This is a genomic window from Escherichia sp. MOD1-EC4550 (assembly GCF_963876935.1).
In the GTDB taxonomy this organism is placed as follows: domain Bacteria; phylum Pseudomonadota; class Gammaproteobacteria; order Enterobacterales; family Enterobacteriaceae; genus Escherichia; species Escherichia coli_F.
Map to the genome: position 1 here is coordinate 178,379 of NZ_CAWNSE010000015.1, position 20,040 is coordinate 198,418.

22 protein-coding genes and 2 pseudogenes are annotated in these 20,040 nt (G+C 47.4%); 12 read left to right on the forward strand and 12 right to left on the reverse strand.

The features are described 5' to 3' along the window. Positions 1-67 precede the first annotated feature (67 nt). Positions 68-919: a glyoxalase III HchA gene (gene hchA / locus AACU19_RS12485; RefSeq protein ID WP_105278968.1), complete on the reverse strand. Its 852-nt coding sequence runs from the start codon at positions 917-919 to the stop codon at positions 68-70. 567 nt (positions 920-1,486) lie between these two features. Here hchA and AACU19_RS12490 point away from each other — a divergent pair. The 3 genes and pseudogenes from AACU19_RS12490 to AACU19_RS12500 all read left to right on the forward strand — a co-directional run. Further along, positions 1,487-1,919 (forward strand): annotated as a pseudogene (locus tag AACU19_RS12490) (transposase); the annotation flags it as partial. 77 nt (positions 1,920-1,996) lie between these two features. After that, complete coding sequence (locus AACU19_RS12495; RefSeq protein WP_105278969.1) at positions 1,997-2,269, forward strand: hypothetical protein; 273 nt, start codon at positions 1,997-1,999, stop codon at positions 2,267-2,269. 286 nt (positions 2,270-2,555) lie between these two features. Further along, positions 2,556-3,932 carry a hypothetical protein gene (locus AACU19_RS12500; protein WP_105278970.1) on the forward strand — a complete coding sequence of 459 codons (1,377 nt, stop codon included), beginning with the start codon at positions 2,556-2,558 and terminating at the stop codon, positions 3,930-3,932. Positions 3,933-4,116: 184 nt separating this feature from the next. Here the strand turns inward: AACU19_RS12500 and AACU19_RS23735 are convergent, their stop codons facing one another. After that, positions 4,117-4,395 (reverse strand): IS4 family transposase, encoded by a 279-nt coding sequence (locus tag AACU19_RS23735; RefSeq protein ID WP_105278971.1) that lies wholly within the window; start codon positions 4,393-4,395, stop codon positions 4,117-4,119. A gap of 685 nt (positions 4,396-5,080) precedes the next feature. Then, on the reverse strand, positions 5,081-5,392 hold the full coding sequence (locus tag AACU19_RS12510; protein WP_157945120.1) for a hypothetical protein: 312 nt from the start codon (positions 5,390-5,392) through the stop codon (positions 5,081-5,083). A gap of 13 nt (positions 5,393-5,405) precedes the next feature. On the opposite strand from AACU19_RS12510, the pseudogene AACU19_RS12515 reads away from it, so the two are divergent. Continuing rightward, positions 5,406-6,250, forward strand: a pseudogene (locus tag AACU19_RS12515) (IS5 family transposase). 54 nt (positions 6,251-6,304) lie between these two features. Here AACU19_RS12515 and ompC read toward each other — a convergent pair. Next, positions 6,305-7,492 (reverse strand): porin OmpC, encoded by a 1,188-nt coding sequence (gene ompC, locus AACU19_RS12520; protein WP_105278972.1) that lies wholly within the window; start codon positions 7,490-7,492, stop codon positions 6,305-6,307. 649 nt (positions 7,493-8,141) lie between these two features. On the opposite strand from ompC, the gene drpB reads away from it, so the two are divergent. The 4 genes from drpB (at position 8,142) to vsr (ending at position 11,094) form a co-directional block, all read left to right on the forward strand. Beyond that, positions 8,142-8,423: a cell division protein DrpB gene (drpB, locus tag AACU19_RS12525; RefSeq protein WP_243040254.1), complete on the forward strand. Its 282-nt coding sequence runs from the start codon at positions 8,142-8,144 to the stop codon at positions 8,421-8,423. Between the two features lie 39 nt (positions 8,424-8,462). After that, the gene (locus AACU19_RS12530) at positions 8,463-9,158 is read left to right on the forward strand and encodes a phosphohydrolase (RefSeq protein WP_039020693.1); all 696 of its coding nucleotides are present in this window, start codon (positions 8,463-8,465) and stop codon (positions 9,156-9,158) included. A gap of 66 nt (positions 9,159-9,224) precedes the next feature. Then, on the forward strand, positions 9,225-10,643 hold the full coding sequence (dcm, locus tag AACU19_RS12535) for a DNA-cytosine methyltransferase (RefSeq protein ID WP_105278973.1): 1,419 nt from the start codon (positions 9,225-9,227) through the stop codon (positions 10,641-10,643). Beyond that, on the forward strand, positions 10,624-11,094 hold the full coding sequence (gene vsr, locus AACU19_RS12540; protein ID WP_000785990.1) for a VSPR family DNA mismatch endonuclease: 471 nt from the start codon (positions 10,624-10,626) through the stop codon (positions 11,092-11,094). Before dcm ends, vsr begins: the two co-directional genes overlap by 20 nt. Here the strand turns inward: vsr and yedA are convergent. Beyond that, complete coding sequence (yedA, locus tag AACU19_RS12545; protein ID WP_105278974.1) at positions 11,083-12,003, reverse strand: drug/metabolite exporter YedA; 921 nt, start codon at positions 12,001-12,003, stop codon at positions 11,083-11,085. The genes vsr and yedA overlap by 12 nt on opposite strands. Before the next feature lie 172 nt (positions 12,004-12,175). Between yedA and AACU19_RS12550 the strand changes: the two genes are divergently transcribed. The 3 genes from AACU19_RS12550 (at position 12,176) to dgcQ (ending at position 15,219) form a co-directional block, all read left to right on the forward strand. Beyond that, a complete protein-coding gene (locus AACU19_RS12550) occupies positions 12,176-13,093 on the forward strand; it encodes a DUF808 domain-containing protein (protein ID WP_000922683.1) in 918 nt (305 codons plus the stop codon). A 78-nt stretch (positions 13,094-13,171) separates the two neighbouring features. Beyond that, entirely contained in the window at positions 13,172-13,354 is a 183-nt protein-coding gene (locus AACU19_RS12555) for a YodC family protein (protein WP_000009244.1), read from the forward strand. A 170-nt stretch (positions 13,355-13,524) separates the two neighbouring features. Beyond that, positions 13,525-15,219 (forward strand): cellulose biosynthesis regulator diguanylate cyclase DgcQ, encoded by a 1,695-nt coding sequence (dgcQ, locus tag AACU19_RS12560; RefSeq protein WP_105278975.1) that lies wholly within the window; start codon positions 13,525-13,527, stop codon positions 15,217-15,219. On the opposite strand, the gene AACU19_RS12565 is transcribed toward dgcQ, so the two are convergent. Further along, on the reverse strand, positions 15,216-16,031 hold the full coding sequence (locus tag AACU19_RS12565; RefSeq protein WP_105278976.1) for a mannosyl-3-phosphoglycerate phosphatase-related protein: 816 nt from the start codon (positions 16,029-16,031) through the stop codon (positions 15,216-15,218). The genes dgcQ and AACU19_RS12565 overlap by 4 nt on opposite strands. 297 nt (positions 16,032-16,328) lie before the next feature. Further along, the gene (gene yodD, locus AACU19_RS12570) at positions 16,329-16,556 is read right to left on the reverse strand and encodes a peroxide/acid resistance protein YodD (RefSeq protein ID WP_001353131.1); all 228 of its coding nucleotides are present in this window, start codon (positions 16,554-16,556) and stop codon (positions 16,329-16,331) included. A 162-nt stretch (positions 16,557-16,718) separates the two neighbouring features. On the opposite strand from yodD, the gene dsrB reads away from it, so the two are divergent. Continuing rightward, on the forward strand, positions 16,719-16,907 hold the full coding sequence (dsrB, locus tag AACU19_RS12575; protein WP_000867217.1) for a protein DsrB: 189 nt from the start codon (positions 16,719-16,721) through the stop codon (positions 16,905-16,907). Positions 16,908-16,950: 43 nt separating this feature from the next. On the opposite strand, the gene rcsA is transcribed toward dsrB, so the two are convergent. From rcsA to fliO, 5 genes are all read right to left on the reverse strand, one after another. Then, entirely contained in the window at positions 16,951-17,574 is a 624-nt protein-coding gene (gene rcsA, locus AACU19_RS12580; RefSeq protein WP_000104001.1) for a transcriptional regulator RcsA, read from the reverse strand. Positions 17,575-17,863: 289 nt separating this feature from the next. Continuing rightward, complete coding sequence (gene fliR, locus AACU19_RS12585; protein WP_000942317.1) at positions 17,864-18,649, reverse strand: flagellar biosynthetic protein FliR; 786 nt, start codon at positions 18,647-18,649, stop codon at positions 17,864-17,866. 8 nt (positions 18,650-18,657) lie between these two features. Continuing rightward, on the reverse strand, positions 18,658-18,927 hold the full coding sequence (gene fliQ, locus AACU19_RS12590; protein ID WP_000187358.1) for a flagellar biosynthesis protein FliQ: 270 nt from the start codon (positions 18,925-18,927) through the stop codon (positions 18,658-18,660). Positions 18,928-18,936: 9 nt separating this feature from the next. Beyond that, positions 18,937-19,674, reverse strand: coding sequence for a flagellar type III secretion system pore protein FliP (fliP, locus tag AACU19_RS12595; protein WP_001253450.1), 738 nt, complete (start codon positions 19,672-19,674; stop codon positions 18,937-18,939). Continuing rightward, a complete protein-coding gene (gene fliO / locus AACU19_RS12600; protein WP_001059107.1) occupies positions 19,674-20,039 on the reverse strand; it encodes a flagellar biosynthetic protein FliO in 366 nt (121 codons plus the stop codon). The genes fliP and fliO overlap by 1 nt, the downstream gene beginning before the upstream one ends. Between the last annotated feature and the right edge of the window lies 1 nt (position 20,040).

Here is a 20,040-nt window from a genome sequence, read left to right on the forward strand (position 1 = left end):
GCAGCCACGTCGTGAGTACTCACGTGGCTGCGATTGATTATGCGCTTATATTACAATGTAACAGGGATTAACCCACGTAAGCTGCCAGCATTTCCTGTGCTGCCAGTTTACCCAACGCATTCGCTGCGAAAGGACTGTCGCCGGTGAGCAGTTTACGGTCTTTATGAACTCGCCCGGTGATGTCGTCATTAATAATGTTCATGCCCATTTTCTTCAGCTCTTCGCCGAAGTACCAGGTGAGATGACCCGGCATATAGCCAATATCTGGCGTTTGTTTGTCTGCGGCGTCTGGGAATGCGCAAATGGAATAACCGTTCAGTGGGTTATCGCCGTGGCGAAGCGCCAGAAATGCCGCTGGGCCGTGGCAAAGGGAGATAACAAAACGGTCATTTTTGATTGCCCACTGTAAAGCGGCAGCTACGTCCTGGCTTTCTGGTAAACCAATAAGTGCGCCATGACCACCAGGAACAAAGATTGCTGCATATTCGCTGTCAGCATTGAGGCTGGCGACAATATCCGCGAGTTTCTTCGGATTGCGGAACAACGATTTATGCTGCTCAAAGAACGGCATTACCTTTTCATCTTTGTGTGGCATAGCCCAGTATTCAAACTTGGTCATCAGGCCGGAAATGGTCGCCACTTCGAATTCGAAACCTGCAGCATGGAGATGATACAACGGCAGCAACGTTTCAATCGGATGGTTACCGGTTGAGAACAATTTGCCGTTGTCGGTCGGCAAATAACGTTCGTCCGCGGCGATCACCAGAATTTTGTGTTTACCGCGATACGGTTTTGGATAGTCCACGCCATCAAGATCAGAGACAGGACTGGTATATTGGCTAAGCGAATATTCTGAAGGGAAGAATGCATTATCTTCAGCAGTATCGACCTGCGGATCTTTACTTTTTTGAACAGTCATAGTGTATTCCTTGTTGTTGCTTAGTTAGGTTAGTCACTATATTTGCGACTGAGCTGGTCGCTATTTTTAACCAGGCTGGAAAATTGAGTCAATATATCGAAAGCGGTAGGCGACGAGGGAAAATATGTAATGATGATGCTGCACTGATGTTGAATGTTTCTCACGCCAAATTTTCCTTTTTGAGTCATGTGGTCACAAGTGACTTCAATGATTTTAGACCATTATCAGAGATCTGGGACGACGATGAGAGATTTAGTGCTATGGAATATTGCTATTCTGTTGAATATTTATATCCCGAACTGCTGTAGAAAAGGCTTTTTTCATGCACTATTTTTGCAAATATTTTTATATGGGAGGTGGTTTTGTTGCGGATTAATTCATAAAGAAATGCATTTGGGGTGGCTGGAAGAGTCGCTGGTAGATGTTATTGTGCCAGGAGGGGCAGGGTAAGGTGCTGTATCGATATGTTTGGCAATTGCGTGTGCCGTAGATGGAGATGAAATGATCTTACCCAGTAATAGTGGACACTCGGCTAAGTGAGTAAACTCTCAGTCAGAGGTGACTCACATGACAAAATCTGTATCAACCAGCAAAAAAGCACGTAAACAACATTCGCCTGAATTTCGCAGTGAAGCCCTGAAACTTGCTGAACGCATCGGTGTGCTGCCGCAGCCCGTGAACTCAGCCTGTATGAATCACAGCTCTACAACTGGCGCAGTAAACAGCAACATCAGCAGACTTCTTCTGAACGTGAGCTGGAGATGCCCACCGGGGTTGCACGTCTCAAACGGCAGCTGGCAGAGCGGGATGAAGAGCTGGCCATCCTCCAAAAGGCCGCGACATACTTCGCGAAGCACCTGAAATGAAGTATGTCTTTATTGAAAAACATCAGGCGGAGTTCAGCATCAAAGCAATGTGCCGTGTGCTCCGGGTGGCCCGCAGCGGCTGGTATACATGGTGTCAGCGGCGTACAAGGATAAGCAAGCGTCAGCAGTTCCGCCATCAGGTGTTTGCGCTGCTAATGTCATACTCACAGACCAGCCTTGAACGATGACCATGACGTTACAGGACTGAGAATTGGGTAACGTTGAGCAGCCAGAAGAAGTCTGTCAGTCCTATCAGGTAAATATTTCAGCAGATCAAAACCTTCAGTGTGAAGTTGTGGATGTATCCGGCACGGCGTGTTTCGGCCTCATTCTTGAGATCGACCGGGGTGTACCGACGCTGCATATTCACGCAGCTCATAACGGACTGGTACTAATACCGGATTCACCAAGCCATGGATATGAAAATGCCCCAGTAGATCGTTTTTCGTATAACAGCCCGTCCCTGTGGGTGCCAGGGGTGTAACAAGGTATTAAACCCAGCGGCATAGAAGCCAAGGGTAATTAAACAAACAACTAAATAGCTCAGGGGATTACTGATGAGCGATTTTTGATAGTTCCGTTCAGATATATAAGGTGTAATTGTGCCAGAGATCATCTCAGGCACAATTTATTAGCCCAGGACGTTAATTTAAGTCGCTGCACTGGTAACTTGGGTGTTGACAGTTAGGGCTAAGATATTCAGCGATGGTGTTAAATTCGGATTGTTGTGTATAAATTAATAGTTCATCGTGAGGAATAGCGAGGTTACTATGGTTAGTGTGACGAGTAATATATATCCAAATAAAACAGAGAATGATAATAGCCAGTTACAAAATCAGAATCTAAGGGAGAGTATCGAAAAAAGCCTCGAGAGTAATATTTCTAAGTTAAATGCGATGGAACAAAGTGGCCTGCTCGATAATTATAGGGCAAGGTCTCACGATGACAGTTTTCGTGAAGTTTTTCGCAGTTTATTATTATACATTTTAGATTCTTTTCATATCTATCGACATGATATTAGTGATAAATTGGTTCCTTATTTTCATGTTACGCCTGAATCGGAGAATGCGAATTATAAGACATGGATTGCCGTTACAGGCATGGATAGTTATACAAAAATTGAGCAGACCGGAAGTAATAAATTTAAAGTCACTGATATGTATCGTGAGCTCAATAACAAAAAAAAATGTTTTGATCGAAAGAGTAGGGAACAGGATTTTAGTGGTCGAAATGTAAAAGAGTTTATAAGGTTATTATCAGATCACGATCAATTTGAAAAACATCAACTCTCAGAATTAACAGTTGCTGCAAATGCTCTTAAGCTGGAAGTTGCTAAAAATAACTATAACATGTCCTCCTGTACTGATAAGCAAACCGAATGCCGAATGATCGAGCTTCTAAAGGAACAAAAAGATTTAATTCCAGAACAGTATTTACATCAATCAGGTATGGAAAACCTTACGCTTGGAGAGGCGGAATTTAGCTCACTCCTTGCAGATGCAAAAAGACAAGTTCTGGAGGGAAGTTCATTTGTTTTATGTTGTGGTGAAAAAATAAACAGCACTATAAGAGACTTACTTAGCGAAAAATTTCATGCTAACGAATCTTTCACTCGCTCTGGATCTCTTTCTCATGATGTTTATGAGAAAATATTCGAGGAATTTATTTTCAAATCTGATGAATGTCATCTGGTGAGAGAGTCTTTAGAGCAGGATCGTATAACGCCAGAAAAAAGAGAAGAAATTATTTCTTGTTTATCCAGTCCTACCGGGATTGGAAATTTGTTTTATGCTTGTTCACAAGCATTTCATGTTGCTAATGATAACGCTGCACATGATGTGCGTAGCGCCGCTCTAGCTGTTAGCGATAAATTAATTGATTGTCCGAGTTTTGTTGCTTTGAATGGTAGACATAACCATCTTCATGCCGATTTCTCAGCAAACGGATTCACACAAACCCTTTACGTTTTAAGAGCAGTCGTAAATAGCGAGAATAACAACTTTGATATTGCTAATTATATCTATACCACTAAAGGCGAAAGTATCATCCCTAACAACGCTGAAGATGATAATCGGTCAAGGGATAATGATATCCGCAATATAAAGAGAAATTTCTCTGGCAATATTACGATTGCAACTTACAAATAATTCGCTTTTTTCAGTAATACGCGCAAAACGCTTACCTCTCAGGTAAGCGTTTTGACGATAAACCCAACATCATTAGGCCAATACATACCCCATATCTACTTGAACAACATCGCGCTTATCGTTAAGGTATGCGCGTTTTTATCCGCCAGGATCCAATCATGATCAGCGTTGCCCTTACATACCCTTACCCACAAGTTTTCTGGGATATTTCTATGTCATTAATTGACAACATTAATCGTGTTAATCCTGACCATATTGCTTTTGGGCCTGGTGGCGAATCATTTTTTCTTGCCAGATATCCTCCAGGTCTCGCCAACATTACTGTTGCTGTTTTTATATCAGGAGGATTTTTCGGAGGTGCTGTATTTTCAACAAGAAGCCAGAGGTATTTCCACTCATCTCCGGGGGGAATAAATTTGCTAGATATTTCTGGCATAGTTTTATACAATGAGGTTATATACATGATTCGCCAGGCTATTATTAAATATAGCGCGAGACTGTTCCGGGTTCTTTCAAACGTTTCAAGCTGTAATGTCTCAACCTGACATCCACTTTTTAATACTTAAAAAAAACTTCAATTTGCCAGCGTTGTAAATACCACTGAATAAGTTGTGCTGGTTCCGTTAAATCTTCAACAGGAATATTACTCATTAACTACCAGATAAGAGGTTGGGTCCCTTTCGGTGGGTTTCTTTCTTTTGCAAGCAAAACTGTTACGGTTACCGGAACACAACGAAGCTTTCCTCTACGTCCGGTGGGGGGATGCAGTGTCAGTCTGGCCAGGCGCAATTCCTGTGTCACTGTTCTGGCTGGCTGCCCCCGCCCATCTGGTATAGCGAATTGAACCAGTTGCTGCGGTGTAATCTCCATGATTCTTTCGTGCAACAACCTATTATCCCGTTTTCCATTGATATTCAGCGTGGCTCTGTTATTAAATTTCATTCTGACAAGCCAGTCAGCTTTTATTCCGGGAGTCTGTTCTGTGTGTTCAAACAGATCATAAAAATCGCCTTCGCGCTCAGAAATTGACAATACATGGGTAGCAGGGCATTGGCGGGCCAGTTCTGTTGCTTTATTATATCCTTCAACCCAACGCCAGGTTTCTTTTTCACTGACATGTTTTTATGAAGTAAATCATTGCAGATTTCTTATCGGGTATTTTTACTGGTCTTTAATTCATCCCTGAACCACTGATAGTCATCATAAACCCCAAGGCAAACACCTGACTCACTGATGACGAGTTGAGGATGAAGAAATAAGTTTCTTTCATCTTTATATTTTTTAGGACCAACTCCCTGTTTTTCATTCAGACCAGAATAATTAAGTTCAATTGTATCCTGTAAAACTAAAACTCTTTTAAACTGCTGAGCTCTTTCAATGATGTTTTCTTTGTGAGGAGCCATGATTTTATTAGGCTGTGTCCCGTAATAGTTTGAGCTATAGTAACGGTCTGTTTCCACAACATATTGAACCATAGCTCGCTACGACCTCCCCGATGAAGCATGGACCATCATCAAGCCCTTGTTGCCCCCTGAACCTGCCACACGACGGGCCGGGCGCCCATGTGCAGAGCATCGTAAAATCATCAACGGCATGTTCTGGGTATTGTGTTCCGGCGCACCATGGCGCGATTTACCCGAACGATTTGGGCCATGGAAAACCGTTTATAACCGCTTTAACAGGTAGTCAAAGTCAGGCGTGATTAACATCATTTTCAACAGATTGCTTTCACTACTTGATGCGAACGGCTTTGTTGACTGGTCTGCCACAGCGCTGGATGGCAGTAATATCCGGGCACTAAAATGCGCCGCCGGAGCTCAAAAAAACATCCCGATATCGACGGAGATAATGGGCTGGGTCGCTCTCGAGGCGGTTTGGGCACCAAAATCCATCTGGCAACAGACGGAAGCGGCCTCCCGTTAAATATCGTGCTAAGCCCCGGGCAGTCTCATGAAAGCCAGTTCGCGCAACGACTTCTGGACGGCATTGGCGTTCATCGTCAGAACGGTTGCATGAAACGCCGTGGTCATGTTGTGCTGGCCGCCAAAGCGTACTCCGGACTCACATTGCGCAACGAGCTGAAAAATAAAGGCATAAAGGCAGTCATCCCCCGAAAATCAAATGAAAAAATGGCATCGGATGGACGAGCACGGCTTGATCGCGATGCATATCGCAATCGCAACGTCGTTGAACGGTGCTTTGGTCGCCTGAAAGAATACCGCCGCATCGCTACGCGTTACGACAAAACGGCGAGAAATTATCTGGCGATGGTGAAACTGGGCTGCATCCGACTCTTTTATCAACGGTTGCGTAATTAAGGGACACAGCCTAGTGTTATGTTTTACAGTAACACGCCGCGGCGCGTTGGCTGATTAGAACTGGTAGACTAAGCCCACAGCAACGATATCATCGGTAGCGATGCCGTTTGCTTCGTAGAAGTCATCATCGTTGTCCAGCAGGTTAATTTTGTAATCAACATAGGTGGACATATTTTTGTTGAAGTAGTAGGTCGCACCGACTTCAACGTATTTAACCAGATCTTTGTTAGTGTAACGCGGGTCGCCGTTGCCGTCATGAGCCCAGCCGCCTAAATCCTTCCCTTTAGATTGCAAGTAAGCGATGGACGGGCGCAGACCGAAGTCGAACTGATACTGAGCAACAACTTCAAAGTTTTGGGTTTTGTTAGCGATGGCATTAGCATCACCGTAACCAGTCATGTTACGGGTTTCAGCATACATAGCTGCTAAGTAAACGTTATTAGCGTCGTATTTAGCACCAACGGTCCATGCTTCTGCTGTTTCACCGCCAGCAGTTATATCATTTCTATCACCGGCACGGGTATTATGGAAATCAGGCTTTGTTTGCTCATCAGTACGGTCAGAATTGGAGTAAGCAGCACCGAAACTTAACCCGAAGTCAAAGTTATAGGAGGTTGACATACCATAACCGTCACCATTCTCTTTAGAAAGTTTACGACCATCGCCGCTACCGGAGCCTTCCTGACCAAAGAGGAAACCGTCCCCGGAACCTTCATTATTACCCTGATATTGTAAAGCAAAGTTCAAGCCATCAACCTGACCAAAGAAGCCATTATTACGGTAGGTTGCAACACCGTTGGTTCGACCGTTCATGTAGTTGTCGGCACCCGCGTAGGTATCGCCACCAAATTCTGGCAGCATATCGGTCCATGCTTCGATGTCATATACGACACCGTAGTTACGACCATAATCGAAAGTACCATTCTGACCAAAACCTAAACCTGCGAATGCCAGACGGGTAGCTGAGTTATCTCCATCGCCTTCTGTGCCATTTGCTTGAAGGTTGTATTCCCACTGACCATAGCCAGTGAACTGGTCAGCGATTTGTGTTTCGCCTTTGAAACCGATACGGGCATATGACATATCGCCATCAGCGCCCGAGTTGTCAGAGAAGTAGTGCAGACCTACTACTTTTCCGTACAAATCCAGTTTATTGCCATCTTTATTATAGACTTCAGCCGCATTTGCTGCGCCAGCAACTAATAACGCCGGGACCAGCATTGCCAGAACTTTTCTTTTCATTATGTATTCCCTTGTGATTATAATCTTCATGAATATATCAATAAGTGCCGTTATCCAAAAAAAAGCACATTTGGATACTATTCTATGAAGTTCATTTTATTTTAAGGATTACATGTAACAAATGTATTTAAAAGATTTCAAAATGTTTCCAATCTATTTAATATAATTCAGAATTATGAATTCTAGATATATACATTCATGATAATTATGAATATATATCAATATGTTATGAGTTGATTGGAAAGATAGGAAGTGTCAATGATTGTTGTGCCAGACGGCCTATGTGATCGCGCGCACATTAATGAAGGCATAAAAAAAGCCGGCATCATGCCGGCCCAAAAAATATAAACAAGACGATAAAAGGCTAATAACGGGGTTATCATGACACAGAAATCTAAAAAGGTATAATTGTATTCAGTGCTAATGTATTGTTTGGGTGAATTAATAAAACCATTATCCAAGATAAAAATAAATCTTTATTGCTGTTTTTCCGGTAATTATTGCCGTTGCGCAAAAATTATCTATTTGCTCAAAAAATGATTGAGTCTTGACTGACTCATCCAATGTGGAAAAATGTGACTTTTATCACATAATAGTACTAAGTCTGAATTTTCCGGGTTATCTCAAAATGGAATACGGTTCGACAAAGATGGAAGAGAGACTCTCTCGCAGCCCTGGCGGCAAATTGGCTTTGTGGGCTTTCTATACATGGTGTGGCTATTTCGTCTGGGCAATGGCGCGATACATCTGGGTGATGAGCCGGATCCCCGATGCCCCCGTGTCGGGATTTGAAAGTGATTTAGGATCTACTGCGGGGAAGTGGTTAGGAGCATTGGTCGGATTTCTGTTTATGGCCCTGGTTGGTGCCTTGCTAGGCGGCATTGCCTGGTACACCCGACCTCGTCCCGCACGTAGCAGACGCTATGAATAAAAACTGCTAAGGTTGCGACTCTTTGGCAACGGAGCGCGTATGGACTTACAACACTGGCAGGCACAGTTCGAAAACTGGTTGAAAAACCATCATCAACATCAGGACGCGGCACATGACCTGTGTCATTTTCGCCGCGTCTGGGCTACGGCACAGAAACTGGCGGCAGATGACGACGTTGATATGCTGGTGATTTTAACCGCCTGTTATTTTCACGATATCGTGAGCCTGGCGAAAAATCATCCGCAACGGCAGCGTTCTTCAATACTGGCAGCAGAAGAGACGCGTCGCCTGCTGCGTGAAGAATTCGCGCAATTTCCAGCGGAAAAAATCGAGGCTGTTTGCCATGCCATTGCCGCACACAGTTTTAGCGCGCAAATCGCCCCTTTAACGGCGGAAGCTAAAATCGTTCAGGATGCGGATCGGCTGGAAGCTCTGGGGGCGATTGGCCTGGCGCGTGTGTTTGCCGTTTCGGGGGCGTTGGGCGTGGCATTGTTTGATGGCGAAGATCCGTTCGCGCAGCATCGCCCACTTGATGATAAACGTTACGCACTGGATCATTTTCAGACTAAGTTGCTGAAGCTACCGCACACCATGCAAACCACAAAAGGCAAACAACTGGCGCAGTACAACGCGCAATTTTTAGTCGAGTTTATGGCGAAGCTCAGTGCTGAGCTGGCGGGGGAGAATGAAGGTATCGATCACAAGGTGATTGATACGTTTTCACCGGTTGGCTGAGCACGTGGCCCTAAATGATGGTAATTATGTTAACCTGTCGGCCATCTCAGATGGCCGGTTAAATCTATGCAGGAAAATATATCAGTAACCGATTCATACAGCACCGGGAATGCCGCACAGGCAATGCTGGAGCAACTGCTGCAAATTTATGATGTCAAAACGCTGGTGGCGCATCTTAATGGTGTGGGTGAGAATCACTGGAGCGCGGCAATTTTAAAACGTGCGCTGGCGAATGACTCAGCATGGCACCGTTTAAGTGAGAAAGAGTTCGCCCATCTGCAAACGTTGTTACCCATTCCACCGGCACATCATCCGCATTATGCGTTTCGCTTTATCGATCTATTTGCCGGGATTGGTGGTATTCGTCGCGGTTTTGAATCGATTGGTGGGCAGTGCGTGTTTACCAGCGAATGGAACAAACATGCGGTACGCACTTATAAAGCCAACTATTATTGCGACCCGGCGGCGCATCACTTTAATGAAGATATTCGCGACATCACTCTCAGCCACAAAGAGGGTATAGGTGATGACGCGGCGGCGGAACATATCCGTCAACATATTCCTGAGCACGATGTTTTACTGGCCGGTTTTCCTTGTCAGCCGTTTTCTCTGGCTGGCGTATCGAAAAAGAACTCACTCGGACGAGCGCACGGTTTTGCCTGTGATACCCAGGGCACGCTGTTCTTCGATGTGGTGCGTATTATCGACGCGCGTCGCCCGGCGATTTTTGTGCTCGAAAACGTCAAAAACCTGAAAAGCCACGACCAGGGGAAAACGTTCCGTATCATCATGCAGACGTTGGACGAACTGGGCTATGACGTGGCAGACGCAGAAGATAATGGCCCGGACGATCCGAAAATCATTGACGGTAAACATTTCCTTCCGCAGCACCGTGAACGCATCGTGCTGGTGGGTTTTCGTCGCGACCTGAATCTGAAAGCCGATTTTACCCTGCGTGAGATCAGCAAATGTTTCCCTGCACAGCGAGTGACACTGGCGCAGTTGCTGGACCCGATGGTTGAGGCGAAATATATCCTGACGCCGGTTCTGTGGAAGTACCTCTATCGTTATGCGAAAAAACATCAGGCGCGCGGTAACGGCTTCGGTTATGGAATGGTTTATCCGAACAATCCGCAAAGCGTCACGCGTACGCTTTCTGCTCGTTATTACAAAGATGGCGCGGAAATTTTAATTGATCGCGGCTGGGATATAGCCACGGGTGAGAAAGACTTTGACGATCCGCAGAACCAGCAACACCGCCCACGTCGGTTAACGCCTCGTGAATGTGCGCGCTTAATGGGCTTTGAAGTACCAGGAGAAGCGAAATTTCGCATTCCGGTTTCGGACACTCAGGCCTATCGCCAGTTCGGTAACTCGGTGGTCGTGCCGGTCTTTGCCGCGGTGGCAAAACTGCTTGAGCCAAAAATCAAACAGGCAGTGGCGTTGCGTCAGCAGGAAGCAAAACATGGCCGACGTTCACGATAAGGCTACACGCAGCAAAAATATGCGCGCAATTGCCACGCGCGATACGGCGATTGAGAAGCGCCTCGCCAGTTTGTTAACCGGGCAGGGACTGGCGTTTCGCGTTCAGGACGCCAGTTTGCCCGGACGCCCGGATTTTGTTCTTGATGAATATCGCTGCGTGATATTTGCCCACGGCTGCTTCTGGCACCATCATCACTGCTATCTGTTTAAAGTGCCTGCGACTCGAACCGAGTTCTGGCTGGAGAAGATAGGTAAAAATGTTGAGCGCGATCGCCGCGATATCAGTCGCTTGCAGGCGCTTGGCTGGCGCGTACTGATTGTCTGGGAGTGTGCGTTACGTGGGCGCGAGAAGCTGACGGATGAAGCGCTTAGCGAGCGTCTGGAAGAGTGGATCTGCGGCGAAGGTGCCAGCGCGCAGATCGACACGCAGGGGATTCATTTACTCGCTTGATGCGTCCTGAATAACTGGCGCAACTACGGGTTTTGCTGGGAAGAGATATTTTCCCAACGTGACCAGTACCACCGCGAAGACAATCACGCCCAGCGCCAGCCATTCAATCTTCGACAGCGTTTCGCCGCCCAGTCCTGTACCCAGCAAGACCGCGACCACCGGGTTAACGTAGGCGTAGCTGGTGGCGAGAGCTGGACTGACATTACGGATTAAATACATATAAGCGTTGATGGCGATAATCGAACCAAACAGCGCCAGATAACCGACTGCAAGGAAGCCTGAAAGGGAAGGGATCGTCGTCAGTTTTTCACCCGCAATCATCGACGCGATCATTAACACCACGCCTGCCGCCAGCATCTCAATCGCACCCGCCATCATTCCTACAGGCAAGGTAATGCGCGAACCGTAAACCGAGCCAAACGCCCAGCTAATCGAGCCGATTAAAATCAGAATCGCGCCCCACGGATTGCCGCTTAAATTACCCCCGCTATTAAGCATGATGATTCCGGCAAGCCCAATGGCGATACCCACCCATTCCAGTTTGCGCGTTTTAATGCCAAACAGGCGGCTGAAGCACAGGGTAAAGAGGGGCACGGTTGCAACCACTACGGCGGCGATGCCGGAAGGAACATTTTGATGTTCGGCAACCGTTACCATGCCATTACCGACAGCCAGCAATAACAGGCCAATCAGCGCGGCATTGAGCAGCGGACATAGCGGGGGGAGTTTGTGTCCGCGCAGTAGCAAAAATGCCAGCAATAAAATACCGGCTGCCAGGAATCGAACGCCCGCCATCATTAACGGAGGCCAGCTTTCCACGCCAATCCGAATGACAAAATAGGTTGAGCCCCAAATGATATACAACGCAAACAGCGCGCCAAAAAGCGGTAACAACTGGCGGAAACGCATAATCCCTCACGGTGAAAATAAAAAGGTGGTTCATAGTAAACGTGAAAATCATTCTGCTGGCGAGAGATATAATTGCACTTGATTGTTAAAAAAATGTTGACCTATGAAGCAAGTATCAGAGCTGCCGTTTTTGCTTCATACTTACTCCCTTCAACAATAAAAATGAGAGGGAATGCTTTTGGCCGGGAGTAGTTTACTGACGTTGCTCGATGATATCGCCACACTGCTGGACGATATCTCCGTGATGGGCAAACTGGCGGCGAAGAAAACCGCCGGTGTACTAGGGGATGATTTATCGCTCAATGCACAACAAGTTTCAGGTGTGCGTGCCAACCGGGAACTTCCCGTGGTCTGGGGAGTGGCGAAAGGATCGCTGATCAATAAAGTGATTCTGGTACCGCTGGCGCTGATCATCAGTGCATTTATCCCGTGGGCGATTACGCCTTTGTTGATGATTGGCGGCGCGTTTCTCTGCTTTGAAGGGGTAGAGAAAGTGCTGCATATGCTGGAGGCGCGTAAACACAAAGAAGATCCGGCGCAGAGTCAGCAGCGTCTGGAGAAGCTGGCGGCGCAGGATCCGCTGAAGTTTGAAAAGGACAAAATAAAAGGGGCGATTCGTACTGATTTTATTTTGTCTGCGGAAATCGTCGCCATCACGCTGGGGATTGTGGCAGAAGCGCCGTTGCTTAATCAGGTGCTGGTGCTTTCAGGCATCGCACTGGTAGTGACCGTGGGCGTCTACGGGCTGGTAGGGGTTATTGTTAAGATTGATGACCTGGGGTATTGGCTGGCGGAAAAATCCAGCGCGCTGATGCAGGCATTGGGTAAAGGGTTATTGATTATCGCGCCCTGGCTGATGAAAGCGTTATCGATTGTCGGCACGTTGGCGATGTTCCTCGTCGGTGGCGGGATTGTGGTTCATGGTATTGCGCCGCTACATCACGCCATTGAACATTTCGCCGGGCAGCAAAGTGCAGTGGTGGCGATGATATTACCGACTGTTTTAAATCTGATACTTGGTTTTATCATCGGCGGCATTGTGGTACTTGGAGTGAAAGCGGTAGCGAAAATGCGCGGTCAGGCACATTAATACTCGCACTGGCTATTATGCAAAATTCGCCATCTTCAACTAAGGTGAACAAGTTTCACTCGAAAAAAGGAGGCGAGTATGAGCTTTATGATTAGTGAGGAAGTTACGGTTAAAGAGGGCGGCCCGCGGATGATTGTCACCGGCTATTCCAGCGGTATGGTTGAGTGTCGTTGGTATGACGGTTATGGGGTCAAGCGGGAAGCTTTTCATGAAACCGAGCTTGTTCCGGGGGAGGGGAGTCGTCCTGCGGAAGAAGTTTGAAAGAGTATCATTAACATCAGGCCGGATCACATCCGGCCTGATGTGCCAATGCCTGCAATGAATGATTGTCGCGTCTTGTTATGTCACCATTATAAAATTATGACTGTTTTGCGGTACGCTATCGCCAGGTTATGCCAGAATCATAAAAAAGCAGGTTGGGAGTCGTCAGGGTGCAGCACGAGACAAAAATGGAAAACCAGAGCTGGTTGAAAAAACTTGCGCGCCGCCTGGGGCCTGGTCATGTCGTTAATCTCTGCTTTATCGTAGTGCTGCTTTTTTCCACCTTGCTCACCTGGCGTGAAGTGGTGGTTCTGGAAGATGCCTATATCTCCAGCCAGCGTAATCATCTGGAAAACGTAGCTAACGCGCTCGATAAGCATCTGCAGTATAACGTCGACAAACTGATCTTTTTGCGTAATGGCATGCGCGAAGCTCTCGTAGCGCCACTGGATTTTACCTCTTTGCGTAATGCCGTAACGGAGTTCGAACAGCGTCGCGACGATCACGCCTGGCAAATCGAACTCAACCGACGACGCACCCTGCCAGTCAATGGCGTTTCGGATGCATTAGTCAGCGAGGGAAATCTCCTGTCTCGCGAAAATGAAAGCCTCGACAATGAAGTTACTGCTGCGTTGGAGGTTGGTTACTTGCTACGACTGGCGCACAATTCCTCGTCGATGGTCGAACAAGCTATGTATGTCTCGCGTGCCGGATTTTACGTTTCGACGCAGCCGACCTTGTTTACGCGCAATGTACCAACGCGTTATTACGGCTATGTCACCCAACCCTGGTTTATCGGTCATTCTCAACGAGAAAATCGTCAACGCGCGGTACGTTGGTTCACCTCGCAGTCAGAACACGCCAGCAATACTGAACCTCAGGTTACCGTCAGTGTTCCGGTAGACAGTAATAACTACTGGTATGGCGTGCTGGGGATGAATATTCCTGTACGTACCATGCAACAATTTCTACAAAACGCCATCGATAAAAACCTCGACGGTGAGTATCAGCTCTATGACAGTAAGCTGAGATTATTGACCTCTTCCAATCCTGACCATTCAACAGGGAATATTTTTGATCCTCGTGAACTGGCCTTGCTGGCGCAGGCAATGGAACATGACACGCGGGGCGGCATTCGTATGAACAGTCGCTATGTTAGCTGGGAACGGCTGGATCACTTTGACGGTGTGCTGGTGCGCGTCCATACGCTAAGCGAAGGGGTGCGCGGCGATTTCGGCAGCATCAGCATTGCATTAACCCTGCTGTGGGCGCTCTTTACCTCCATGTTACTCATCTCCTGGTATGTGATTCGCCGGATGGTCAGCAACATGTATGTTCTGCAAAGCTCGTTGCAGTGGCAGGCGTGGCACGACACCTTAACCCATTTATATAACCGTGGCGCCCTGTTCGAAAAAGCCCGTCAGCTTGCTAAATTGTGTCAGACACACCAACATCCTTTTTCTGTCATTCAGGTCGACCTTAACCATTTTAAAGCGATTAATGACCGCTTTGGTCATCAGGCGGGCGACCGCGTGCTTTCTCATGCTGCCGGGTTAATTAGCAGTTCCTTGCGTGCTCTGGATGTTGCCGGGCGGGTCGGTGGCGAGGAATTTTGTGTGATTCTGCCAGGGGCGAATCTGGCGCAGGCCGCGGAAGTTGCAGAACGTATTCGCCTGAAGTTAAATGAAAAAGAGATGTTGATCGCCAAGAGTACGACGATACGCATTAGTGCCTCGCTGGGGGTAAGCAGCAGCGAGGAAACAGGTGATTATGATTTTGAACAACTCCAGTCACTGGCTGACCGTCGGCTTTATCTCGCTAAACAGGCAGGGCGCAATCGGGTGTTCGCGAGCGACAACGCTTAACGGGCAGAGAGAAAATGGTCCAGGCCTTCACGCCAGCCTTCCGGTCCTTCTCGCTGCGTTCGCCAGACGCGGGCCGGATCCTCATGATGCAGATGCACCCCTTGACGATTTAGCCCTTTCACAATCACCGCGTAATCCATTACCTCCAGTAAGGGCGCATCGTTTGGCCCATCGCCCAGACCAAGCGTGGTTGGTCGTTTGCCTAACGATTGTTGATAGGTCGCGATGATCCAGTTTGCGGCCTGATCTTTTCCGGCAGAGGCATCCAGTACGTGCCAGAAGCGCGCCCCCTGCATAAACTGCAAGCCCAGCTCGTTCAGACGGGCGGTAAATTGCGCCATCCGCTCGTCACTGTCGCGCCAGATAAGCGTTACAGATGCCTCATGTAACTGCGTCAGTGCCGCCTGGCTACGGCTTAATCCCGTCCATTCGGCGATGGTTTCATCGTCGACGTCATCAAAAGTTGTGAATTTAAAATGCTCTTTCTCACGCAGCGTATTTAATACCTGGCTGATTTCGCCATGGCTAATACCTGAGATGATGCGTGGAAAACCGTCTATATCCTGCCATTGCTCAGCAAGCTGGATCACTGCGCCATTTTCGGCAATCAGCGGTAAACCTTGTAGCCCCAACGTTTTTTGCAAGTACAGCATTTCCGCCGAGGTTTTACTGCTACACAGAATGACAGGAACATTTGCTTGCCGTAAACGGGTGAGCCAGGAGGCGGCCGGTTGCCAGTCATAACTATGACTGTCCAGCAGGGTGCCATCAAGATCGCTAAAAACCAGTAGTGGTTGTTGAATTGAAAGCATGGTTGCGCAGTACTCCCCTTACCAGGATGATTCTCAAAACAGCACAAATTATCAAAGATGATTTTTTCGGGAGCGATCCCGTTGACGCCAGAGCCACCAAGGGGTGACGCGCGTCACATTTCTATTCATAAGTAGCGTTAATCATTCATATCACGAATATTTTCTTGTCAGCGAAAAAAATTGCGGATAAGGTGATGAACACATCAGATTTCCTGGTGTAACGAATTTTTTAAGTGCTTCTTGCTTAAGCAAGTTTAATCCCGACCCCCTCAGGGTCGGGATTTTTTTATTGTGCATTCAACGATTCACTTCAGAGACGCTGAAGTCATGAATATCCAGTTCGAAGGCATCCGCCAATTCACGCCATGTATGATATTCACGTCCATCGACACTAACGTGTTCAGGATCGTGCTGGCTGCGATGAACTTCGCTTTCGCTAATTTCATTGATCGCCGCCAGCAGGGCATCGACATCGACACTGACCTCACGTTTTGCGGTATCGCTGTACTCTTTTGCGGTTTTCATCATCTTTCCTCGCAACCGTTACTCTGTTGTTGCCACCAGTCGTTAAGTCCGCCTGGCATCTCTTAAGTATAGACCGTCGAGAAAATCAGCACTCGCGCGCGCCTGGCGCTGCCAGAAAAACGAAATTGTTCTACACTGGCACAAAGCCACAGGAGGAAAACGATGAAGGTGAATGATCGGGTAACAGTCAAAACGGATGGCGGTCCGCGTCGTCCTGGCGTGGTACTGGCAGTTGAGGAGTTTAGTGAAGGCACAATGTACCTGGTTTCGCTGGAAGACTACCCGCTCGGCATCTGGTTCTTTAATGAAGCAGGGCATCAGGACGGTATCTTTGTGGAGAAAGCAGAGTAATCTAATTCAGCCTGACTGGTGGGAAACCACCAGTCAGAATGTGTTAGCGCATGTTGACAAAAATACCATTAGTCACATTATCCGTCAGTCGGACGACATGGTAGATAACCTGTTTATTATGCGTTTTGATCTTACGTTTAATATTACCTTTATGCGATGAAACGGTCTTGGCTTTGATATTCATTTGGTCGGAGATTTGAATGGTTCCCTGACCTGCCATCCACATTCGCAACATACTCGATTCGGTTCGGCTCAATGATAACGTCGGCATATTTAAAAACGAGGTTATCGTTGTCTCTTTTTTCAGAATATCGCCAAGGATATCGTCGAGAGATTCCGGTTTAATCGATTTAGAACTGATCAATAAATTTTTTCTGACCAATAGATATTCATCAAAATGAACATTGGCAATTGCCATAAAAACGATAAATAACGTATTGGGATGTTGATTAATGATGAGCTTGATACGCTGACTGTTAGAAGCATCGTGGATGAAACAGTCCTCATTAATAAACACCACTGAAGGGCGCTGTGAATCACAAGCTATGGCAAGGTCATCAACGGTTTCAATGTCGTTGATTTCTCTTTTTTTAACCCCTCTGCTCAACAGATACCCGGTTAAACCTAGTCGGGTGTAACTACATAAATCCATAATAATCGTTGACATGGCATACCCTCACTCAATGCGTAACGATAATTCCCCTTACCTGAATATTTCATCATGACTAAACGGAACAACATGGGTCACCTAATGCGCCACTCTCGCGATTTTTCAGGCGGACTTACTATCCCGTAAAGTGTTGTATAATTTGCCTGGAATTGTCTTAAAGTAAAGTAAATGTTGCGATATGTGAGTGAGGTTAAAACAAATATTTCGCCACAGGAGTATCCTGGAAGATGTTCGTGGGTATTATTTTTCAGATAATCCTTAGGATAACAAGATAAACATTAGGGAATCATATTACAGGTAATTCGCTGATAATATCTGCCAGCAAATTAAAAATTTCACTGAATAAATGTTCGCAAAAAGGCGCAATTAAAGGCATTAATGCCGCCATTAATGAGATACCGACAGTCAGAGTTAATGGAAATCCAATAACAAAAATGGATAATTGCGGGGCCATACGATTCAGTAAACCTAATGCCAGATTCAGTGTCAGCAGCAGAGTAATGAGTGGTAACGCCAGCATCAGTCCATTGAGGAAAATCAAACTCCCTGCTTTGGTGAGTGCCAGAAACGCATTGCTATTCAGCGGCTCGCCACCAATAGGCAGGGTGTGAAAGGTATCCACCAGCAGTGAAATCAGCCATAAATGACCGTTAAATGTCAGGAACAGCAGTAACGCCAGCATATCCATGATGCGTGCTAAAACGGGCATATTGAGATGGCTGCCCGGATCGACAAACGTCGCAAATGACAGCCCCATTTGCAGACCGATAATTTCGCCAGCCGTTCGTACAGCGGCAAAGGCAAACTGCATGGTAAAACCAAGCGCAATGCCGATCAGGATCTGCTGCACGGCCAGCCACAGAGCAAAGAACGAAAAAACAGGAACATCGTTGGCAGGTAATGATGGGGCAATGGCGAACGTGATCATCATTGCCAGACCCAGTTTTACCCGTTTCGGCACGCTGCGTTCGCTCAGAATTGGCGCGGTAGAAATAAGCGCCAGCACGCGTAGTAACGGCCAGAAGTACAGACTTAGCCAGGAAAGCCATTGATCGCTTGTCACCTGCAACATTGTACGGGCTACCCGATGATATACGGCAGGTTAGTGAACAAGGTGCGGACGTAATCCAGCAACAGATTGAGCATCCACGGTCCAGCAATAATAATGGCGATAAATACGGCGATGATTTTCGGAATAAACGACAGCGTCATTTCATTAATCTGCGTGGCGGCCTGCAAAATACTGATGATAAGGCCCGTGACCAACGCCACCAGCAACAGCGGGGCAGCCAGCGCCAGCGCGACTTTCATCGCTTCAGTCCCCATCATCATGACCGATTCAGGTGTCATTTTGCCTCTCTAGCTGTAAAAGCTCTGCGCCAGCGAACCGACCAGCAATTGCCAGCCATCCACCAGTACAAACAGCATCAGTTTAAAGGGCAGAGCAATGGTGGCCGGGGGCACCATCATCATCCCCAATGCCATCAGTACGCTGGCAATCACGAGGTCGATAATCAAAAAAGGAATGAAAATCGTGAAGCCTATCTGAAATGCGGTTTTCAGCTCGCTGGTCACGTAGGCCGGGAGCAAAATGCGCATTGGCACGGCTTCAGGTCCCTGCAACGGGCCGGTATTCGCCAGTCTGGCAAACAACCCTAAATCTGCCTCGCGGGTCTGACGCAGCATAAACTCACGCAGCGGCTGCGCCCCTTTTTCCAGCGCCTCCTGCATTGAGATTTTCTCTTCGCTGAACGGCTGGTATGCATCGACATAAATTTTGTCGATCACCGGCGACATTATAAAAAAGGTCAAAAACAGTGCCAGCCCAAGCAATACCTGGTTGGGTGGTGCGGAGGGCGTGCCCAGCGCGTTTCGCAATAATCCAAAAACAATGATGATACGGGTGAAACTGGTCATCATCAGTAAAATCGCTGGAATAAACGTCAACGAGGTAATGAACACCAGCGTCTGCACCGGGAGGGACCAACTTTGTCCACCGCCAGGCAGCGGCTGACTGGTGATACCCGGCAGTTGTGCGAAGGCGAGGGGGGTAACCAGCCAGAGAAGAACAGGTGCGACAGACAACAAACGACGCATCAGGATCTCCCGCTACGCTTAAGCAAGTTTTTCATGACCGACTGAAAATCGGTCTGCGGTATCTCTTCCGTTGGCGCAGAAGGGGGAAGTTTATGCAGCAGATTGATTTGCCCTGCGGTAACGCCGAGCACCAGGCGTGCATCTTCCACATCGACCACCACGACCCTTTCACGGGCGCCCAGCGAAGCACTGGCGCTAATTTTCAGACCGTTAACGCCAGTTCGTTTGGGGGCAAATCCCAGCCGTTTTACCAGCCAGGCAGCAGCGAGGATCAGGGCAATAATGGCGATCAGTGCGCCGCTCACCTGCAGCAGCGGTGCAGCAGAAACCGGCGCGGACGGTTGCACAGTAGCGTGGTTATTCATC

Excerpts from the sequence above, each read along its gene's own strand:
- hchA (WP_105278968.1), bottom strand. The coding sequence starts at position 919 with ATGACTGTTCAAAAAAGTAAAGATCCGCAGGTCGATACTGCTGAAGAT.
- AACU19_RS12500 (WP_105278970.1), top strand. The coding sequence starts at position 2,556 with ATGGTTAGTGTGACGAGTAATATATATCCAAATAAAACAGAGAATGAT.
- AACU19_RS23735 (WP_105278971.1), bottom strand. The coding sequence starts at position 4,395 with ATGTATATAACCTCATTGTATAAAACTATGCCAGAAATATCTAGCAAA.
- ompC (WP_105278972.1), bottom strand. The coding sequence starts at position 7,492 with ATGAAAAGAAAAGTTCTGGCAATGCTGGTCCCGGCGTTATTAGTTGCT.
- drpB (WP_243040254.1), top strand. The coding sequence starts at position 8,142 with ATGGAAGAGAGACTCTCTCGCAGCCCTGGCGGCAAATTGGCTTTGTGG.
- AACU19_RS12530 (WP_039020693.1), top strand. The coding sequence starts at position 8,463 with ATGGACTTACAACACTGGCAGGCACAGTTCGAAAACTGGTTGAAAAAC.
- dcm (WP_105278973.1), top strand. The coding sequence starts at position 9,225 with ATGCAGGAAAATATATCAGTAACCGATTCATACAGCACCGGGAATGCC.
- vsr (WP_000785990.1), top strand. The coding sequence starts at position 10,624 with ATGGCCGACGTTCACGATAAGGCTACACGCAGCAAAAATATGCGCGCA.
- yedA (WP_105278974.1), bottom strand. The coding sequence starts at position 12,003 with ATGCGTTTCCGCCAGTTGTTACCGCTTTTTGGCGCGCTGTTTGCGTTG.
- AACU19_RS12550 (WP_000922683.1), top strand. The coding sequence starts at position 12,176 with ATGCTTTTGGCCGGGAGTAGTTTACTGACGTTGCTCGATGATATCGCC.
- AACU19_RS12555 (WP_000009244.1), top strand. The coding sequence starts at position 13,172 with ATGAGCTTTATGATTAGTGAGGAAGTTACGGTTAAAGAGGGCGGCCCG.
- AACU19_RS12565 (WP_105278976.1), bottom strand. The coding sequence starts at position 16,031 with ATGCTTTCAATTCAACAACCACTACTGGTTTTTAGCGATCTTGATGGC.
- yodD (WP_001353131.1), bottom strand. The coding sequence starts at position 16,556 with ATGAAAACCGCAAAAGAGTACAGCGATACCGCAAAACGTGAGGTCAGT.
- dsrB (WP_000867217.1), top strand. The coding sequence starts at position 16,719 with ATGAAGGTGAATGATCGGGTAACAGTCAAAACGGATGGCGGTCCGCGT.
- rcsA (WP_000104001.1), bottom strand. The coding sequence starts at position 17,574 with ATGTCAACGATTATTATGGATTTATGTAGTTACACCCGACTAGGTTTA.
- fliR (WP_000942317.1), bottom strand. The coding sequence starts at position 18,649 with ATGTTGCAGGTGACAAGCGATCAATGGCTTTCCTGGCTAAGTCTGTAC.
- fliQ (WP_000187358.1), bottom strand. The coding sequence starts at position 18,927 with ATGACACCTGAATCGGTCATGATGATGGGGACTGAAGCGATGAAAGTC.
- fliP (WP_001253450.1), bottom strand. The coding sequence starts at position 19,674 with ATGCGTCGTTTGTTGTCTGTCGCACCTGTTCTTCTCTGGCTGGTTACC.
- fliO (WP_001059107.1), bottom strand. The coding sequence starts at position 20,039 with ATGAATAACCACGCTACTGTGCAACCGTCCGCGCCGGTTTCTGCTGCA.